We start from the raw sequence: 17,748 nt of genomic DNA on the forward strand, positions 1-17,748 counted from the left end.
TCAATCGCCATCGCTTGAGTTGAAACCGCGAACCACGCCGATGGCGACTGCAGCCTCGTTATTTACCAAAGTGGCCAGTTGGGAAACATCTACATACAGGCTTTGGAGAACCCGATAGGAGTCGTCGTTACCCAATGCGGCCACCATGGGCAGGTGGGCTCCGGGAAAGTTCGCGAGAACTTCGGCAAACTGGTTTCGGATTCGGTCAGCCAGCCTTGTTTGGCCATTGGCTTCCAGCAGGCTGACAAGCCCCGGGAGAAAATATTGCTCCAGCCCTGCCGCTGTCGCTTCAATCGTCATGAGGCTTTTACCACTGCGCCAGGCGTCGGCCTGGTAGGGGTTTCTGTTGCCATTACCTCGCAGGCCCATCGGTTGCGCCAGGCGACGTTCCTCCAGGATCTCCAGTGCTGTCATACCGGCACGAATGGTGGCATCACGGTATGGTTCGGTTTCGAGATAATGAGGCCAGAATGCCTGCCAATTGCCCGCCAATTTCTGGCTGTTGGTTGCGATGTGCCTGGCTACGCTCGTCAGCAACTCACAGGTTCGAGGCGAGGGCAGGGCCTGCTCCCCCGTGTTCAGTTGCTGGTCGAACAACAGGTATTCCATCATCGGAAAGCCCTGCACGGCGACTCCAGACTGCCTGACAGTTTCCGGGGAAATGGTGCCATCAGCGCTGAGGAGGTATTTCGCTTTTCGGGCGATCAGGTTTTTCGGGTCCGGCCAGAACTGGAACTGCCAGGACAGGTTGTTGTTCTCTACCGGGCCGAAATCAACGAAACGAATCTGTTGCCACGTCAGAAACGAGTCCAACCATTTTCCCTCCAAGCGTTCCCGGCTCTCATCGGCCGGAGAGATGCAAAATTGCCGGGCGGCCTCTGACAATTCCCTGGTTTCATCCGATAACGACTGGTATCCGGCCTGAATCGCCTGGTGCCACTGTTGGCGAACCTGCTGGTCCATGTCATCGGCGAGGGCCAGGGATGAGGTAACGGCAAGCGCGGAGGCGAAGAAAAGCCTGGTAATGGATTGCATGGCGGACCCTCAGAGTGAATTCAGGAAATCAATCAATGCATTGCGGTCTGCCGGCGTCATCTGGCGGTACCGGCTTGCGGCTGGCCGGGCTTCGCCATCGTGCCAGAGAATGGCCTCTTCCAGAGTTCGGGCCCGGCCATCGTGGAGAAACCCGGCTTGAGGGTTAACCACCTGGGCGAGACCAATACCCCACAGCGGTGGTGTCCGCCATTCACTGCCGTTGGCCAGGAACTCGTGGCGGCCGTCGGCGAGGGCGGGTCCCATATCGTGTAACAACAGGTCGGTGTACGGCCAGATTGTCTGGTTGCTGAGGTCCGGGCGGCCGGCAACCTTCCCGGTCTGATGCCTCGGGGTGTGGCAGCCGGCGCAGCCGCTTTCGTTGAACAGCTTCGCGCCCTGTTGCACCGATTCCGACTGAAGGTTGCGACGAGCGGGTACGGCCAGACTCCTGGCGTAGAAGGTCACGAAATTGGCGACCTTGTCACTGACTTCCGGCTCGCCACCATTGGCAAAGCGCTCGCACTGCTGTTCGGGCATGCAGTCGGTGGCGGGTTTAAGGGAGGAGGTCAGCCCCATGTCTCCCGCGAAGGCGCCCATGCTTTGCTGGTGTACATCCGGTTCCGCGGCTTTCCAGCCGAACCGGCCGGGCAGCGTCTGCTCTGTTGCCAGATCCCATACCTGGTTAAGTTTTCCGGAAATGCCGTTGTTGTCATTATCATCAGGATCATCGAGGGCCTTGAGGTCTTCAATGGGAATTGCTTCGAGCAGCCCCATGCCAATCATCTGGGGCGCCACGCGGGGAGACACCAAGAGATTGTCCGGAAGTGGGCCATAGTTCGGGTTCTCTATGCGGTAGACCGGCATGCGCAGCTCCACCACCGTACCGTCGGGGAAGGCTTTTTCTAATGGCCGCCATTCGGTGATCAGGTCTGCCTCCGGTTTGGCGGCGGGCAGTGCAGCGGTCTGCAACTGGCTTCCATAGACCGGTGCCGGTTTGAAGCCATGCTTGCGCAAAATCTCTGCGTCGCGTTTCGGGTCCGCCGGCACCGCCAGCCGCAGGAACAGCGACACGGGTGGCTCATTCACGCCGGGGGGGTGTCCGCGACCATCCTTGATATGGCACCCCTGGCAGGAGTTGGTGTTGAACAGGGGGCCGAGTCCGTCCCGGGCGGCTGTGCTTGCGGGGGCCTCCACCCAGGGGTTCCGGAAGAAACTGTTGCCGACACTGAAATCCAGGCGCTTGGTCATGGACAAATTGCCCTGGGGCAGGGAGTACGCGTTGGTGTCTGACTGTTGCACCGTACCATCACCACCGGTAGCCGGGGTTGTCTGAACGGGGTAGCCCGCGTGAGTCTGAGCGGAGACAGAGGTGCTGGCTATCGCCAGCGCCCCCAGAATAATAAGTTGATTCCTCATGCTCAGAACGCGTGGCCGGCGTCATCCGGGGAGAGCGCTTCTATGCCCAGTTCACGAGCCCCCTGCTCGATAGATCCGGTTTGAGCAACCAGCGCCATGATAGCGTCATTGATGACGCTGGCACCTGCCGTGTTACCCGGTGCGATCATCATGTCGAAGCGCATAGGGCTCTGGCTACTCTCGGCTTTGCTCTTTAGCACGCCCAAGGCTTTCATTGAGGTATCCAGTTGCGCGGTCAGGCGGGCGTCCAGGTCAGGGTTTGTCTGCTCGACCAGGTCGGAGAGAGAAGGACCAGTCACCAGGCTGCCGTCTACACGACGATAAGTGCCGGTGTAGACATTCTGAATGCCCTGGCCATTGTAGTAGTGGGAGTTGTGGGTGTTGTCGCTGAAACAATCATGCTCGTCCTCATAGGAATTTGCCTCCAGAGCAACTTTCATTCGCTCACCGGCCAGTTCACCCAGCGACAGGGAGCCCATGCCAAACAGCATCTTCTGAACGCCTTCGTTGGCGTCGGCGGCTGTCAGTCGGGCGCGATAGTTGTCGCTGTTGCCTGGGGCCCACTGGGCCACCATCCACTCCAGATCGGATATCAGCAGGTCGGTTACCGCGTCCAGGTATTCCCCACGACGCTCGCAGTTGCCATTAGTGCAATTGGCGCCTTCGGCGTAATCGGTGGCAGGGCGCTCGCCAGCGCCGCTTTCAAAACCGTGCAGGTCCTGGCCCCAGAGCAGGAATTCAACGGCGTGATAGCCGGTTGCAACGTTAGCTTCTGATCCGCCTACTTCGTTGAGGTTGGCCAGCAGTTCCGGTGTCAGGGTCGATACATTGAGTGTTTCACCACCTACGTTGACGCTGTTGCTGGCGATAATGTTGGCAGTGGCGCCCGCGTTACCCAGCTCGTGCTGGTAATCATCGGCTTTAACGTAATCGATCAGACCTTCGTCCAGGGGCCAGGCGTTCAGCTGGCCTTCCCAGTCATCCACAACGGCGTTGCCAAAGCGAAACACCTCGGTTTGCTGATACGGCACGCGTGCAGCGAGCCATGCCTCTCTGGCGGTTTTGAGATTAGCTTCGGTCGGGTTTGTGACCAGGCGATCAGCGGCTGAGTCCAGTGCCCGCGCGGTGGCCAGAGCATCACTGTAGTTGGCGAGCGCCAGGTCGGCATAGTGCGCCACAACGGATGCCTTTGTGGCCGGTCCTGCCTTATCAGCCGTCCAGGACGTATTGGCACAGCCTGCGGTCAGCGTTGCCGCGAGAGTCAACGCCAGCGGGGCCGGGCGAAACGTGTTTTTCATTGTGATCTCCATGGTTTGTAAAACGCTTTATGCTTGTGAGAATTGCCAAGGCCGTCGAATATTAAATCACAATGAGAATGATTTGCAACAATGGTAATATTGATCATCAACATCACTTGCAGGGCGGGAGTGCAGTTCTAATGACGTCGATCACTCGGTTTGGAGACCTTGCGCTGACCGGTAACACTCGGGCTTAATGGCTCCGTAACCACGGAGCCCTATTATATGCTTAGCTATTTACACGCCTTCCATGCCGGCAATTTTGCCGATGTCCAGAAACACGCGGCTCTCACCCTTGCGCTTTCCATGATGCAGGCCAAGTCTTCCGGCATCGCCTGCATTGATACTCATGCGGGTAGCGCAATCTATGACCTGAACAGCGAGCGGGCAAGGAAAACAGGTGAGGCGGATACCGGTATCCAGAAGCTCTGGCGCACTCGCGACAGGCTTCGCTCTGGTGACTGGCAACCGTTGCTGCGGGTGTTGGAGGGGCTTAATGCTGGAAAAGGCGATCTGACGGTCTATCCGGGGTCGCCGGTATGGTTTCGCAATTTCCTAAGAGCCGATGATTCACTGACAACCTTCGAGTTGCACCCCGCCGAAAGCGACCAACTTGCAGGATGGGCTGCAGGACAGAAGATAAGGGTTATCAGGGAGGACGGCCTCAACGGGTTGCTGAAACAGCTGCCGCCGAGGCAGCCACGGTTGCTGGTGCTGATTGATCCCTCTTACGAGGTCAAAACCGAGTACGCCGATGTTGCCTCAACTCTTCAAAAAGCATGGCAAAAGTGCCGCCATGGCGTCTATCTTATCTGGTACCCGATACTAACCAGTGGCCTGCATCAAGGTTTGAAAGAGGCTGTCCGTAGCAGTCCTGTGCGCAAGGTGCTGTGCAGTGAAGTGCACCTGAATAATCTGCCTGAACGTGGGATGACCGGCTCTGGAATGCTGGTGGTTAATCCTCCCTGGGGGCTTGATGAGCGGCTATCCGCCATGATGGAAGACATTGCCGGTAGTGATGGTCTGGATGTATTGCATCGCCTTGACTGGCTGGTGCCGGAATAGTCTTGTCTCGCTGGACTTTGCAGGAGCAAATTGCTTGACGGAAAAACAGAGTTCACCATCAGAAATTCCTTGCCTTCCCGGTGGCCTGATCCAGATGGACCAGTGGAAGCTGCCTGAAACCTCGGTGCGACGCTCGGTCAAAGGTGCGCTTCGTCATATCCTGGCGCAGCTTCGGGCGGGTATGTCCCCGGATGAGGAGCCCTTTCAGAGTCTGGATGACTTGCCGGCGCTTTCGGAATCCCAGCGCCGGCGATTCGCTCCTGATCCCGATTTTTCGGTCCAGGCCGCTGCCTTGGCTCATTATCTGGAGCAGATGAATACTGAGCGGGCAACCGTCCGCGACGTGTCGTTTCTGGTCGCTCCGCCTTTTTCCGGCATCCGGGAGGCGCTTGTTCGCTTCCCATGGCTGCACTCTGGTATAGACTCCACGGCGACTGCCGACTGGTCGATCATAGCGCCGCCGGAAGACCTTGTTCTGGATGAGGGCCAAGCCCGGAGTTGGTGGGATAAGCAGGATCTGTCAGAACCCTGGGTGATCCCTGAACTCGCTGATTTCTGGCTGCGTCATGTATCCGGTTTGTCATTAGTACGGGAGTTGTTTCGGCGGATTTCCGCCCATGAAACGGGCCCGGGAATAGTCGGGTGTTCCAGTTGGTGTTGGCAGTTCTGGGAGAGCTATTTGCCGGAGGCCCACATGTCGCCCAGAATTCCCGCACCCCTGAATGCCAATTACCTCGGTACCTGGCTGGAGTACCTGTCGCAGCGCAATGGCAAGTCTGCTGTAACTGCCAGGATGACCAATGATGGCTTGTATGTGTTGCCACTGCAGGAGGTGAGCGGCGACATGAAACTCAGGCACAGCGTGTTCCTGCGGGATCTTGCCGCCGCCTCCCGGGGTATTCATGGTGTTGCGCTCGCGATCTGGCAGCGGGCGCTGAGGGCCCGGCCGGATGATGAAACGGAAGCTGAGGAACTCCAGGCCGGCCAGCAAGGGGATGGCTATTCACCGCACTGTTGGGTCGTGCCATTGGATCAGTTGAGCTTCCCGGCGATGCCCCACAGTGACAACCGGGTTCTGGGTTTTATTCTCCATGCCTTGTTGCTCCATGATGGCCTGAGGGAGACCGCCCTGTCTGCGGTGACCGGGCTGTCAGCCGATGCATTGAGTCATGGGCTGTCGCGTTTGGAGCGCGCGGAAATCATCAGGCGTGGAGAGTCAGGCGATCGTTGGCATGTCACGGCACTGGGATACCCGACAGTCAGGCGACACCTGAAAAGCTGGGGCTTTCCGGTTGATAACTTCTGAGGAGCGTCACCATGGGTGATTTTGGATTGAAAGAAGCTTTCTCTTCGATAACGTCCCAGGCGTTGCTCAATGCGATCCTGGTTATCGTCCTGGCGTCCGTCATTATCTTTCTCATCCAGAAGCTGCTACCGCGGTTGGCGTCGAAACTGGGCGGCAAGTCGCGGCTCTATCTACTGGCGATGGTACCCCTGCTTCGGTTGCTGATCATTATTGGTACCATTTTTGTGGTTGTGCCGATACTGATAGAGCCATCGTTCGAGAATATGGTTGCGATTTTTGGTGCGGTGGGTCTCGCACTGGGGTTTGCGTTAAAGGATTACGCCAGTAGCCTGGTGGCAGGAATCGTTACGCTGTATGAGATGCCCTACCGTCCGGGCGACTGGATTGAAATTGAGGGGCATTACGGGGAGGTGCGCTCTATCGGAACCCGCGCAGTGGAAATCGTCACGCCCGACGATTCTGTTGTCATCATCCCCAACGGTCAGCTCTGGACCGCACTCGTTTCCAATGGCAACGACGGTACGGATAACCTGATGTGTGTCGCCGAATTTCATCTTGAACCCGGTCATGACGTTCGCCGGATGCTGGATCTGTTGCGGGACGTGGCATTTACCTGCCCATTGACGAAAACCTGGCAACCCATCGTAGTCGTGGTGGCCAACGAGGCGTGGGGGTTGCACTATCGCCTGAAAGCTTATCCGTTGGAGCCGAGGGAACAGTTTCGCTTTTCGACCGACCTGACGGCCCGGGGCGCGGAAGTTTTGGCCCGTGAAGGTGTCAACTTCGTTTCAGTTCCCGTCACCGGTCGCTGAATCCGCTTGCCGGGCTTCCAGTGCGTCGACCATCGAAAGGAGGCGATCCAGAATGTCCTTGCCCTTCGGGCCGGTGTTCTTGATAAAGCTGTGCCTGACGGCCAGGCTGGCTTGCCTGAATGTCTCGCGCTCTTCCTCACTGAGACTGACCACCCGAAGCTCACCTTCTTCCAGCATGCTATCAAGGCGTGTCTGGTTCAGCTCTTTCTGGGTTGCCCAGGCTACCTGGCCAACGTCTTCAAGGGCATCAGCAAGCCACTGTTTTTGTTTGTCCGGTAACTCGTTGTACCAGCTCTGATTCGAGACAACTGAGGAGATGAACTGAGTCGGGCGGGCCAGGGTCAAGGTACTCTGGACTTCGTAAAAATCCATTTCCTCAATCGCGAAGATCGGGTTGCTCTGAGCATCGATGTTATTCAATTGAAGGTCGGTATAAACCTGAGAATAGGGTGTCTGGCTGGGTTCTGCGCCATAGGCCCGATAAGACTCGGTCGCCATATCAGAGGTCATGGTGCGGATACGAAGACCGTTGAAATCATCAGGGCTTCGAAGAGGTTTGTTGGCAGTCCAGGCCATCCAGCCTTCAGGGACAAAGGCCAGCAATTTGAGTTTCTGGCCTGCGTAGGCATCGTCAAACAGAGCCCGGAGCTTTGGGCTGGCGAGCAACTGCCGGTTCACTTCTTCACTGTCCGACAGTAGATAGTGCAGGGTGAATACCCCCGCTTCCGGAATTTCGTCAGCCAGGTGGCCGGGAGAGGCAAAGGCGAGGTTGACCGAACCGTTCCGGGCCAGCTCCGTCAATTGTTCCGAGGTGCCAAGAGAGCCATAGGGGAAAATGTCGAGTTCGATTCTGCCGTCGGAATGCTCTTCAATGCGTTCTTTTAGGGCTTCTGCGTAGGCGTGTTGTACACTGCCCTCGATTTCTTCCAGGGCAAAACGCCAGGTTACGGGATAATCTGATGGAGCCACTTCTGGCGTTGCGCTGCTTTCTTGTGTGGGTTCGCTCTCGGAGCAGCCTGCCAGCGTAAACATAAGGGTTGCCAGGAAGGGAAGCCAGAGGCTGGTGATGCGCATGTCCCGTTCTCCAGAGCCGGGTGTGAATGACAGTTGCCGTAAAATAACACACTTGGGCAGGAACCTTCCTGTCTTCAGTTGAGGGAGTTTAACCATGGCAAACCAGAAGCAGGCAATGCTTTACGGGCTTGCGACCGTTCTGCTTTGGTCGACCGTGGCGACTGCATTCAAACTGTCGCTGCAGGAACTGGCCCCGGTTCAGATGCTGGTGGTTGCCTGCGCTTCCTCGGTATTGGTGATGGGGCTGATTCTGGTACTCCAGCGCCGATGGCACCTGGTGTTTTCGCTCAGTGGCCGCCAGTATGCCCAGTCCTTCGGCATGGGCCTGATAAATCCCTGCCTGTACTACTTCGTGCTGTTCGGGGCGTTTGATCGCCTGCCAGCCCAGGAGGCCCAGCCCCTGAATTATACCTGGGCGCTGGTCCTGGCCTACCTATCCGTGCCCTTTCTCGGGCAGCGTCTCCGTAAACTCGATATCGTTGCCGGGCTGGTCTGCTACGCCGGAGTGGTTGTTATTGCTACCCGCGGTGCGGTCACATCCTTGAGTCTGTCCGATCCTTTTGGCGTGTTCCTGGCAATTGGCAGCACGGTGATCTGGGCATCTTACTGGATTATCGCAACGCGGGATCAACGAGATCCGGTTGTGGGGCTGTTCCTCAATTTTTTATTTGGCTTGCCGGTTATCGTTCTGATATGCGGCATGACAGAGGGCTTTGGTTTTGCCTCTGGTACGTCGCTGGCCGCTGCGGTTTACGTGGGTGTGTTCGAGATGGGGATCGCTTTCGTACTTTGGTCATATGCCATGAAAAAAGCGGAGAATACCTCAAAAGTAAGCAATCTGATTTTTATCTCGCCATTCCTCTCCCTGGTTTTTATCCACTTCATTCTGGGTGAGCAGATTTTATCGTCGACCTATATCGGGCTGGTGCTGATTATGGCTGGCCTCTGGCTGCAACAGAAGAAAGTGCGTGAGCGGGAAGAGGCTCTCATCGGTGACGTCTGAATGGTTTGTCTATATGGTGCGCACCGCCAGAGGCACCCTTTACACCGGCATTTCAACGGATGTGGCGCGGCGCTTCGCTGAACACCAGGCGGGCGCACCCAAAGGGGCCCGGAGCCTCCGGGGCAAAGGACCTCTTGAGCTTGTGTTCAGCGCACCAGCGGGCAGCCGTAGCCGGGCTTCGCGCATTGAGTGGCATATCAAACAGTGGCCCAGTTCGCGCAAAGAGGCTCTGGTCCGCGGAGAGCTCAAGCTGCCAGATGATCTTTGATATGGTCTCCGGCCGCGGCCAGGGCCTGGGTGGCCCGGTCAAGCTGGCCGCTATGGACCTGAAACACGTGCCAAAGGCTGTTGAAGATCTGGATCGTTGTCTGAACGTCGTCCCGTTGGGCGGCGCTGGCAAGCCGCTCGGCGTCGTTCAACAGCATTTCTTCACTGCCGACCTGGATCAGAAGCGGCGGCAGGCCGCCGAAATTCCCAAAAATCGGAGAGATGAGCGGGTTGGTCAGCGCTTCGGCGCCAGCATAGAGTTTTGCAGCTTTTTCGGTCCAGCGAGCCTGGAGCACCGGCTCGCGTTCCGGCGAATAAAGTGCCTGTTGCGTCAGGTCGATCCAGGGTGAGAATACGGTGAGCGATGAAGGAAGCGGTAGCCCTTTGTTTTTAAGGCGCATGGCCAGTGCCACACTGAGTCCGCCACCGGCAGAGTCGCCAGCGACCGCAATCTGAGAGTTGCTGAAGCCCTGATCCAGCAGTGCCATATAAGTGGCTTCTGCATCATCCAGGGCTGCGGGAAACGGATGTTCGGGGGCGAGGCGGTAGTCCGGTGTGACCACCTGACAGCCACTGGCCCTGGCGAGATGGCCGGTGAGTCCGCGATGGGTGCGTGAGGAGCCGATGACATAGCCACCGCCATGCAAATAGAGTACGACCCCGGTTGGCTTGTCTCCTGCGGTGGTTCGAGTTGCCGGGATGCCCGCTACGGAGATATTCTCGAACCGGCAGTGTCGGGGTGGGGTAGAACTGCGGTAAGCCTGGGCAATCAGGGTCCGCTGGAGGGGCACCGGAACCGCCGGGCCAAGAATCGGGCGCACCAGACGCATCATCGTTTGACGGAGTGTGGCCTCAAGAACTCGTTGCAACATCTGTGTTCTACCCTCGCTATGGGTTAGGATTGCAGTTCAAAAGCTTATTCATCAATCGTGACAGGCGTTTAACTCTACGTGTACTGGAAAACAGATACCATAGAAATTCCGGATTGGGACAGGCATTCATTGCTGGAGCGGCTCGAAGCCTTTGATCATGCCCGTGAGCGGGAGTTGAGCGAGGAGATGGTTGCGTACTGCCGCTTTTATGGTCTGGATCTATGGGTAGAGCATCCCGAGGTGACATACCATCAGGGTTATGTTGAGGCCGCGGGGCACCAGGTCATGGTCCACTACTACCGGTTGCCGGATACCCGTGGTGAGCGTGGCACAGTGTTCATTTTCCATGGATATTTCGATCACGTTGGGCTTTACAGCCAGTTGATTGACCGTTGCCTGGGTGCCGGTTTTGATGTGCTGGCCTATGATCAGCCCGGGCACGGGCTTTCCAGTGGAACGCCGGCGTCAATTGGGAGCTTTCTCGAGTACCAGAGCGTACTCGCGGATGTGATGGTGCAGTTGAAGGGCAAGACCAGGAAACCGTGGTTCGGGGTCGGTCAGAGTACCGGCGGGGCAATACTGATTGATTACCTGTTGTCGAATCATCACTCCAGGGGTACGTCCGATTTCCGGGAAGTGGTTCTTCTTGCGCCTCTTGTCCGGCCCATGGGCTTCTTGGGTGCCAAGATTTTACACAGTCTGGTGAAACCATTTTTTACTCGCTGGCGTCGGGTATTTGGGGAGAACAGTGGAAACACCCGCTTTTTGCAGTTTCTCCGGGATCATGACCCTTTGCAGGCGCGAGCAGTGCATGTTGACTGGGTCAGTGCATTGCGCAAATGGGTGCCCCATATCGAATCCGCGCGCCCGGTGGACTTCCCGATTACGGTTATTCAGGGCGAGAAGGACCTGACGGTGGATTGGGAGCACAATCTGCGGATAATCCGGAACAAATTTTCCTCGGTGGAGGAGGTCAGAATTCCGGACGGTCGTCACCATCTGGTGAACGAAGCCCAGGATTTGCAGGCAACGGTATTCAATACCATCATTGATACATTCATGAATGAGTCGGCACAGCCTCTTGAGAAAGCGGAGGCATGCCGGGAATAACCAGGCACAGGAGAATCCTTTGAAAAAGACAATTATTGCGTTTGCAATGGCAACAGTCACTTTGAGTGGGTGTATGACCTACGATCCGTACACCGGTGAGGAAAAAACATCGAGCGCTACCAAGGGTAGTATTATCGGTGCCATTGGCGGTGCGGCAATTGGTGCGGCCACCTCCAGCAAAAGCGACCGTGCCAAAGGTGCCCTGATCGGTGCCGCTGGCGGCGCAGCTATTGGTGGTGGTATCGGTTATTACATGGACAAGCAGGAGGCAGAACTCCGTCACAAGCTGGAAGGCACCGGTGTGCGCGTGATACGCAACGGCGATCAGATCGAGCTGGTGATGCCAGGCAATATCACCTTTGACCTGAACCAGTCGTCTATCAAGCCTTCTTTCACTGGCACGCTCGAATCTGTGTCATTGGTGCTGAAAGAGTATGACAAGACCATTATTCAGATTGAAGGTCATACCGACAGCTCAGGCTCCCAGAGCTACAACCAGTTGCTGAGTGAGCAACGCGCCAGTTCGGTTCGGGATTTTATGCTGAACCAGGGGATTGAGCCAAAACGGACACGCGCCGTCGGTTATGGCGAGCGTTACCCTCTCGCTTCCAACGATACTCCGGCAGGGCGTGAGCAAAACCGTCGGGTTGAGTTAACGCTCGTCCCTATGCAGTAAAACAGGGCTGGCATAAAAAAACCGGGGCCATGGCCCCGGTTTTTTTATGCAGGTTTCTGTCAGAACAGAACGCGGCAGCGGATCGTGCCTTTCACCTGGAGCAGCTTTTCAAGCGCCAGCTCCCCATAGGCCTTGTCCACGTCAACCACAACATAACCAATGTCTTCCTTGGTCTGGAGGTACTGGCCACAGACGTTGATGCCATTCTCCGAGAACACCTGGTTAATCTCGGACATGACGCCCGGTACGTTCTCGTGGATGTGCAGCAGACGATGCTGGTTCGGATGAGAGGGGAGGGCCACTTCGGGGAAGTTCACAGAAGAGACTGAGGTACCATTGTCACTGTACATGGCCAGCTTTTCTGCGACTTCACGGCCGATGTTTTCCTGCGCTTCGATGGTAGAGCCGCCCACATGAGGAGTCAGGATGACGTTGTCGAACTCTCGCAGCGGAGAGACGAATTCCTCATTGTTGGACTTGGGTTCGACCGGGAACACATCGATGGCGGCGCCCAGGATTTTTCCGCTTCCGAGTGCGTCTGCCAGGGCGTCGATGTCAACCACGGTGCCGCGGGAAGCGTTCATCAGGATGGAGCCTGGCTTCATTTGCGCCAGCTGCTCGGCCTTGAACATATATTTGGTGGCCGGGGTTTCCGGAACATGCAGACTGACCACATCGGCAATGTTGAGCAGTTCCTGCAGGGTACCTACCTGGGTAGCATTACCGATAGGCAGTTTGGAAACCACATCGTAGAAATAAACATCCATGCCCAGACCTTCGGCCAGCACGCTGAACTGGGTGCCAATGTTGCCATAGCCGATAATGCCCAGTTTCTTGCCACGGATTTCATAGCTGTCTTTGGCGGATTTCAGCCACTCACCACGGTGCGCCTTGGCATTTTTCTCGGGAACGCCGCGCAGTAACAGGATGGCCTGTGCCAGCACCAGTTCGGCCACACTCCGGGTGTTGGAAAATGGCGCGTTGAAAACGGCAATGCCGCGGCGCGTGGCAGCCTTCAGGTCTACCTGGTTCGTGCCTATGCAGAAGCACCCCACCGCCACCAGTTTTTTAGCAGCTGCAAATACTTTCTCGGTCAGCTGGGTACGCGAGCGGAGACCGACGAAGTGCGCATCGGCGACCTTCTCAATCAGGTCTTCCTCGGCCAGCGAGTGAGTCAGATACTCGATGTTGGTATAGCCCGCAGCGTTCAGGGTATCAATGGCAGATTGATGCACGCCTTCCAGCAGCAGTATCCGGATTTTGCTCTTTTCGAGAGACGTATTTGACATGGGATTGCTTCCGAACCTTTCGTCACGTGAAATGACCTGTGGCCAGTGATCGTCAGGGCTGGCTCACAGAACAGGGGCGGTATGATACCATAAACGGAGAATTTCACAGCGCGCCGGATTGCCTTAATCAATTGTCTGGGCAACCGCCAGTTCACAGGCCGCCGGCCCAACCCTGACGAGACTGACGCATTCATGAATCCCGAACAGATTATCTCTTCCCTGAAAGAGCTGATGGCCACCGGCGAAGCCGCTGGTAAGGTGCTGACCGATCCTGCTGATCTTGAGAACTATGGCAAGGACTGGACCAGGATCTACCCACCCAAGCCCCTGGCGATTGTTTTGCCGAAAACCACAGAGCAGGTGCAGGCACTGGTCCAGTTTGCCAATGAAAACCGGGTTGCACTGGTCCCCTCCGGTGGCCGGACCGGCCTGAGCGCCGGCGCAGTTGCTGCCAACGGTGAGGTCGTGGTTGCCTTCGACAACATGAACCGGATTCTGGATTTTAATGCCAGCGACCGGATAGTGCGCTGCCAGGCAGGGGTCGTTACCGAGCAGCTACAGAACTTTGCCGAAGAGAATGGCCTTTACTACCCGGTGGACTTTGCCTCAGCGGGTTCCAGTCAGCTCGGCGGTAATCTGTCCACCAACGCGGGTGGCATCAAGGTGATTCGATACGGCATGAGCCGTGATTGGGTGGCCGGTCTAAAGGTAGTGACTGGCAAAGGCGATATTCTGGATCTCAACAAGGATCTCGCCAAAAATAACACCGGTTATGATCTGCGGCACCTGTTTGTCGGCGCAGAGGGAACCCTGGGTTTCATCACCGAAGCGACCATGAAATTGTCCCGAAAGCCGGATGATCTGACCGTTCTGGTGCTTGGCCTGAACGACCTCACCAACACTATGGATGTGTTGCAGGCATTCCAGAAACAAATCGACTTGACTGCTTACGAATTCTTTTCGCATCAGGCCATGGGTCATGTGCTCGCCCACGGCCAGGTGCAGGCGCCGTTCGACACTGAGGCGCCGTATTATGCGTTGCTGGAATTCGAGGCGGTGTCCGATCAGGTGATGGAAGACGCAATGAACCTTTTCGAGCAATGTGTCGAAAACGGTTGGGTGCTTGATGGCGTCATCAGTCAAAGTGAGACTCAGGCTCAGAACCTTTGGCAACTGAGAGAACGTATTTCAGAGTCAATAGCTCCGCGCACGCCTTACAAGAACGATATTTCCGTGGTGGTTTCCAAGGTGCCCGGATTTCTGCAGGAAATTGATGCAGTCGTAACCGAGCACTATCCGGACTTTGAGATCATCTGGTTCGGCCACATCGGCGACGGCAACCTGCACCTGAACATTCTCAAGCCCGAAGACATGGCGAAAGAAGATTTCTTCGAAAAGTGTCAGCAGGTCAACAAGTGGGTGTTCGAGATTGTCGAGCGCTACCAGGGCAGTGTCTCTGCGGAGCACGGTGTTGGCATGACCAAGAAGCCATATCTGCAATACACCCGTAGCGAGGCGGAAATTGCCTACATGAAGGCGATCAAGCAGGTGTTTGACCCCAACGGCATTATAAACCCAGGTAAAATCTTCGACTGATTGCCTCAAAGCAGGCTTCGGGTCATCGCACCGGCCCGAAGCTCTATTCCTTGCCTCTCCTCCTCTTTGGTGCGTCGAGCCATTTCTGTGCCAGCTATTGGTGCACTTCCTTTAGGCTGCCACTTGCACTCCGCTTCCAGATATCTCCCTTCGAATCTTTAACAAACTGACACCTATCGCAAATATTGTCAGTCGGTCAGGATTGGCCCCATAAATGCATTTAAAATTGAGACATCTCGTCCCATTTTTTGGAGAAGCATTATGAGACTTATTACCGCACACCAATTCCGTCGATGGTTATTCAGTGCTGTCGCCCTTGTCCTGCCCGCCCTTTCGCAGGCAGCAACCGAGATCAATATCGGCGTACAGCCTGCCACTCAGCCTATATACATCGCGAAAGCTGCTGGCTATCTCGCGCCAATTGAAGAAAAACATGATGTTTCCTTTGTCCTCCACAGCTTTTCGTACGGCGCGCCAGAAAATCAGGCACTAGCGACCGGCGCTCTGGATTTGGCATCGGCAGGTATGGGCCCGGCAATTGTCGCTGCAGCGCGACTTCCAGCCCAGCTATTGGGCATCACAATTCTTGAACAGACAGCCATAATCGTCCCTGCAGATTCTGCAATTGCCTCTGTTTCAGACCTGAGAGGCAAGAAGGTTGCCTATCCGGGGAAAGGCTCCCAGCAATATCCTCTGCTCGTTAAAGCTTTAGCGGATGCAGGTATGACCATTCAGGACGTACAACTTTTCAAGACGAAAGGGTCGGACGTAACACAATTGGTAACCCAGAACGACGTCGATGCAGGCATTACCTGGGACCCCCATGTTTCAAAAGCACTAGCTTCGGGCGATGCAAAAGTATTGCTAAAAGCTGAGTCCATCTTGCCCCTTAAATCAGGGCATTATATTGGCAATGGCTTCTATGGTCGTAATGAGTTTATCGAAAATAATGGTCCTCTGGTTCAAGACGTCATGATTGCACTGGTCAAAGCGATTCAGCTCATCCAGAGCGAGCCGGAAACTGCCATTGCCATGTGGAGCGAGGAAATTGGTTTTCCCGCAGAGGTTATCTCGTTTTCCTTGAACGAAAAGATCTCGGTCTATGATCCCGATGTGGTGCCAGGTAACGATACGATTACGACCTACACCCGTTTTCTGAAGGACGCGAAAATCCTGATGGAGGATGACACGCCGAAGGTCAATTCTACGTTCGCAATCAAGGCTTTGGCGGACTAAATCTCAATCCTTATCGCCGGTGGTGCCCTCTGGACCGGCATCACCGGCGGCAATCGGCTTTCCTTGTTGTTTTAACTCTGAAACAGGATGACCCTAAATGGTCAATTTACGAAACCAGATGCAGGGTATTGTCCCCTATTTCTTGGCGGGCCTTGCGATTATCGTCGTTTGGCAGGGCGCTATCGAAATTCTGAATCCTAGCGCCGCTATTTTACCTACGCCCGGCGCTACGGCGAGCACGCTTTGGACACTGATCGCGACAGGTGAACTTTTTACCCATGTGTTCGCCAGTTTGTCACGAGTATTGTCTGCGTGGGCGCTGGCCGCAATTATTGCAATTCCATTGGGACTGATTCAGGGCTCTAATCGCCGCTTCGAAAGTGTTTTTGACCCTGTCGTTGAGCTCTTTCGTCCGATTTCCCCTTTGGCCTGGATTCCCCTGGCGATTCTATGGTTCGGCATAGGCGAATCAGGCAAGATTTTCATCATTTTTATTGCGACGTTTTTTCCGATTTTGCTCAATACCGTGTCGGGGGTTAAGGCTGTCGATCCGGTGATGATCCGGGCGGGCCGGATACTCGGCTGTGATACTTCCCTGAAATTATTCCTCAAGGTCATTCTGCCCGCAGCGATGCCAACTATTTTGGTGGGGTTGCGGATTGCTTTTGGTACTGGTTGGGCTGCAATTATTGCCGCCGAGCTGGTTGCGGCACAGGAGGGGCTTGGGTTTCTCATTTCCGACGGAATGGAAATACTGCGTTCTGACCTGGTTTTGGCAGGGATGGTGGTGATCGGGATCTTAGGTGTGATGATTGACTCGGTTTTCCGTCTGATTGGTCGCAAAGTGAACTGGGGAGCACAGTGATGACAACGATATTTGATAAAACGAACAGCAAAGCAAAAGGGATTCGGATCAAGAATGTAAGTAAGATCTTTTTCCCCGAAAATGATGAGCCTGTCGAAGCGCTGAAACCCGTCAATCTTGATATCCATCCGGGGGAATTTGTGGCGGTTATCGGTCCCTCAGGCTGCGGGAAAAGTACCTTGCTCAACATCGTCGCGGGTTTTGAACAGGCCACAGCGGGCAGTGTGTTGGTGGATGGCGAGAAAGTGAATAAACCCGATATCGACCGTGGCATGGTCTTTCAGCAATACGCACTGTTCCCCTGGTTGAACGTTCAGGAAAATGTGGAGTTTGGGCTTAAGCAGCTGAATGTCCCCGTCAATGAACGGGCTGAAATCGTCACATCTTTCCTGAAGTTGGTGGGTTTGCAGGATTTTGCCAATGCCCGTATCGATTCATTGTCCGGGGGAATGAAGCAGAGAGTGGCGCTGGCGCGGGTCTTTTGCACGAACCCTTCGATTATTCTCATGGATGAGCCTTTTGGAGCACTGGATGCGCTAACCCGAAGCATGCTGCAGAAAGAGCTTTTATCGATCTGGCAGGAGTACGAAAAGACGGTCATGCTGATTACACACTCGGTTCAGGAAGCCTTGGTGCTGGCCAACCGGGTCGTTGTGATTACAAGCCGTCCTGGACGGGTAAAACTCAATATCAAAGTAGACCTACCCTATCCCCGAGATCCCAAGTCAATGGCATTCCGCGAGCTCGAGTCCGATATTTTGGATCAGCTGACTGACGAAATCGCCAAGTCTTACGGTGGTCAATCCCAGGTGTTAATGGCGGATTGAT

General features: G+C 55.6%; 17 protein-coding genes. 11 read left to right on the top strand and 6 right to left on the bottom strand.

What is annotated here, in order from left to right:
- Genes BKP64_RS01625 through BKP64_RS01635 form a run of 3 tightly spaced genes read right to left on the bottom strand, consistent with a single transcriptional unit; the run spans window position 1 to window position 3,749 of the window.
- Window positions 1-1,035: an imelysin family protein gene (locus BKP64_RS01625; RefSeq protein WP_070965118.1), complete on the bottom strand. Its 1,035-nt coding sequence runs from the start codon at window positions 1,033-1,035 to the stop codon at window positions 1-3.
- A 9-nt stretch (window positions 1,036-1,044) separates the two neighbouring features.
- Window positions 1,045-2,451 carry a di-heme oxidoreductase family protein gene (locus BKP64_RS01630; protein ID WP_070965120.1) on the bottom strand — a complete coding sequence of 469 codons (1,407 nt, stop codon included), beginning with the start codon at window positions 2,449-2,451 and terminating at the stop codon, window positions 1,045-1,047.
- A 2-nt stretch (window positions 2,452-2,453) separates the two neighbouring features.
- Window positions 2,454-3,749: an imelysin family protein gene (locus tag BKP64_RS01635; RefSeq protein WP_070965122.1), complete on the bottom strand. Its 1,296-nt coding sequence runs from the start codon at window positions 3,747-3,749 to the stop codon at window positions 2,454-2,456.
- A gap of 225 nt (window positions 3,750-3,974) precedes the next feature.
- Between BKP64_RS01635 and BKP64_RS01640 the strand changes: the two genes are divergently transcribed.
- The 3 genes from BKP64_RS01640 to BKP64_RS01650 are packed head-to-tail and all read left to right on the top strand — an operon-like array spanning window position 3,975 to window position 6,932.
- A complete protein-coding gene (locus BKP64_RS01640; RefSeq protein ID WP_070965125.1) occupies window positions 3,975-4,814 on the top strand; it encodes a 23S rRNA (adenine(2030)-N(6))-methyltransferase RlmJ in 840 nt (279 codons plus the stop codon).
- 34 nt (window positions 4,815-4,848) lie between these two features.
- Window positions 4,849-6,120, top strand: coding sequence for a MarR family transcriptional regulator (locus BKP64_RS01645; RefSeq protein ID WP_227515476.1), 1,272 nt, complete (start codon window positions 4,849-4,851; stop codon window positions 6,118-6,120).
- Window positions 6,121-6,131: 11 nt separating this feature from the next.
- Complete coding sequence (locus tag BKP64_RS01650) at window positions 6,132-6,932, top strand: mechanosensitive ion channel family protein (protein ID WP_070965129.1); 801 nt, start codon at window positions 6,132-6,134, stop codon at window positions 6,930-6,932.
- Here the strand turns inward: BKP64_RS01650 and BKP64_RS01655 are convergent.
- Window positions 6,909-8,006: a TRAP transporter substrate-binding protein gene (locus tag BKP64_RS01655; protein ID WP_070965131.1), complete on the bottom strand. Its 1,098-nt coding sequence runs from the start codon at window positions 8,004-8,006 to the stop codon at window positions 6,909-6,911. The genes BKP64_RS01650 and BKP64_RS01655 overlap by 24 nt on opposite strands.
- 94 nt (window positions 8,007-8,100) lie before the next feature.
- Between BKP64_RS01655 and BKP64_RS01660 the strand changes: the two genes are divergently transcribed.
- Window positions 8,101-9,009, top strand: a complete 909-nt coding sequence (locus BKP64_RS01660; protein WP_070965133.1) for a DMT family transporter — start codon at window positions 8,101-8,103, stop codon at window positions 9,007-9,009.
- Between the two features lie 13 nt (window positions 9,010-9,022).
- Complete coding sequence (locus tag BKP64_RS01665; protein ID WP_070973508.1) at window positions 9,023-9,277, top strand: GIY-YIG nuclease family protein; 255 nt, start codon at window positions 9,023-9,025, stop codon at window positions 9,275-9,277.
- Here BKP64_RS01665 and BKP64_RS01670 read toward each other — a convergent pair.
- Entirely contained in the window at window positions 9,255-10,148 is an 894-nt protein-coding gene (locus BKP64_RS01670; protein WP_070965136.1) for an alpha/beta hydrolase, read from the bottom strand. The two genes, BKP64_RS01665 and BKP64_RS01670, sit on opposite strands and share 23 nt — an antisense overlap.
- Window positions 10,149-10,226: 78 nt before the next feature.
- Here BKP64_RS01670 and BKP64_RS01675 point away from each other — a divergent pair, with 78 nt between their 5' ends.
- Both BKP64_RS01675 and BKP64_RS01680 read left to right on the top strand, forming a co-directional pair.
- Window positions 10,227-11,258, top strand: coding sequence for an alpha/beta hydrolase (locus BKP64_RS01675; protein ID WP_070965139.1), 1,032 nt, complete (start codon window positions 10,227-10,229; stop codon window positions 11,256-11,258).
- A gap of 19 nt (window positions 11,259-11,277) precedes the next feature.
- Window positions 11,278-11,934 carry a YiaD family glycine zipper/OmpA-like lipoprotein gene (locus BKP64_RS01680; RefSeq protein ID WP_070965141.1) on the top strand — a complete coding sequence of 219 codons (657 nt, stop codon included), beginning with the start codon at window positions 11,278-11,280 and terminating at the stop codon, window positions 11,932-11,934.
- Window positions 11,935-11,993: 59 nt separating this feature from the next.
- Here the strand turns inward: BKP64_RS01680 and serA are convergent, their stop codons facing one another.
- Window positions 11,994-13,223: a phosphoglycerate dehydrogenase gene (serA, locus tag BKP64_RS01685; protein ID WP_070965143.1), complete on the bottom strand. Its 1,230-nt coding sequence runs from the start codon at window positions 13,221-13,223 to the stop codon at window positions 11,994-11,996.
- 192 nt (window positions 13,224-13,415) lie between these two features.
- Here serA and BKP64_RS01690 point away from each other — a divergent pair, with 192 nt between their 5' ends.
- The 4 genes from BKP64_RS01690 (at window position 13,416) to BKP64_RS01705 (ending at window position 17,747) form a co-directional block, all read left to right on the top strand.
- Window positions 13,416-14,819, top strand: a complete 1,404-nt coding sequence (locus BKP64_RS01690) for an FAD-binding oxidoreductase (protein WP_070965146.1) — start codon at window positions 13,416-13,418, stop codon at window positions 14,817-14,819.
- Window positions 14,820-15,080: 261 nt separating this feature from the next.
- Window positions 15,081-16,055: an ABC transporter substrate-binding protein gene (locus tag BKP64_RS01695; protein WP_070965149.1), complete on the top strand. Its 975-nt coding sequence runs from the start codon at window positions 15,081-15,083 to the stop codon at window positions 16,053-16,055.
- A 97-nt stretch (window positions 16,056-16,152) separates the two neighbouring features.
- The gene (locus tag BKP64_RS01700) at window positions 16,153-16,920 is read left to right on the top strand and encodes an ABC transporter permease (RefSeq protein WP_070965152.1); all 768 of its coding nucleotides are present in this window, start codon (window positions 16,153-16,155) and stop codon (window positions 16,918-16,920) included.
- The gene (locus BKP64_RS01705; RefSeq protein ID WP_070965154.1) at window positions 16,920-17,747 is read left to right on the top strand and encodes an ABC transporter ATP-binding protein; all 828 of its coding nucleotides are present in this window, start codon (window positions 16,920-16,922) and stop codon (window positions 17,745-17,747) included. The genes BKP64_RS01700 and BKP64_RS01705 overlap by 1 nt, the downstream gene beginning before the upstream one ends.
- Window position 17,748 lies beyond the last annotated feature (1 nt).

The sequence above is a fragment of the Marinobacter salinus genome, assembly GCF_001854125.1.
GTDB lineage: Bacteria > Pseudomonadota > Gammaproteobacteria > Pseudomonadales > Oleiphilaceae > Marinobacter > Marinobacter salinus.

What these genes read in the sequence shown, in the direction of transcription:
- BKP64_RS01625 (WP_070965118.1), bottom strand. Translation starts at nt 1,035, where the DNA reads ATGCAATCCATTACCAGGCTTTTCTTCGCCTCCGCGCTTGCCGTTACC.
- BKP64_RS01630 (WP_070965120.1), bottom strand. Translation starts at nt 2,451, where the DNA reads ATGAGGAATCAACTTATTATTCTGGGGGCGCTGGCGATAGCCAGCACC.
- BKP64_RS01635 (WP_070965122.1), bottom strand. Translation starts at nt 3,749, where the DNA reads ATGAAAAACACGTTTCGCCCGGCCCCGCTGGCGTTGACTCTCGCGGCA.
- BKP64_RS01640 (WP_070965125.1), top strand. Translation starts at nt 3,975, where the DNA reads ATGCTTAGCTATTTACACGCCTTCCATGCCGGCAATTTTGCCGATGTC.
- BKP64_RS01650 (WP_070965129.1), top strand. Translation starts at nt 6,132, where the DNA reads ATGGGTGATTTTGGATTGAAAGAAGCTTTCTCTTCGATAACGTCCCAG.
- BKP64_RS01655 (WP_070965131.1), bottom strand. Translation starts at nt 8,006, where the DNA reads ATGCGCATCACCAGCCTCTGGCTTCCCTTCCTGGCAACCCTTATGTTT.
- BKP64_RS01660 (WP_070965133.1), top strand. Translation starts at nt 8,101, where the DNA reads ATGGCAAACCAGAAGCAGGCAATGCTTTACGGGCTTGCGACCGTTCTG.
- BKP64_RS01665 (WP_070973508.1), top strand. Translation starts at nt 9,023, where the DNA reads ATGGTGCGCACCGCCAGAGGCACCCTTTACACCGGCATTTCAACGGAT.
- BKP64_RS01670 (WP_070965136.1), bottom strand. Translation starts at nt 10,148, where the DNA reads ATGTTGCAACGAGTTCTTGAGGCCACACTCCGTCAAACGATGATGCGT.
- serA (WP_070965143.1), bottom strand. Translation starts at nt 13,223, where the DNA reads ATGTCAAATACGTCTCTCGAAAAGAGCAAAATCCGGATACTGCTGCTG.
- BKP64_RS01690 (WP_070965146.1), top strand. Translation starts at nt 13,416, where the DNA reads ATGAATCCCGAACAGATTATCTCTTCCCTGAAAGAGCTGATGGCCACC.
- BKP64_RS01695 (WP_070965149.1), top strand. Translation starts at nt 15,081, where the DNA reads ATGAGACTTATTACCGCACACCAATTCCGTCGATGGTTATTCAGTGCT.
- BKP64_RS01700 (WP_070965152.1), top strand. Translation starts at nt 16,153, where the DNA reads ATGGTCAATTTACGAAACCAGATGCAGGGTATTGTCCCCTATTTCTTG.
- BKP64_RS01705 (WP_070965154.1), top strand. Translation starts at nt 16,920, where the DNA reads ATGACAACGATATTTGATAAAACGAACAGCAAAGCAAAAGGGATTCGG.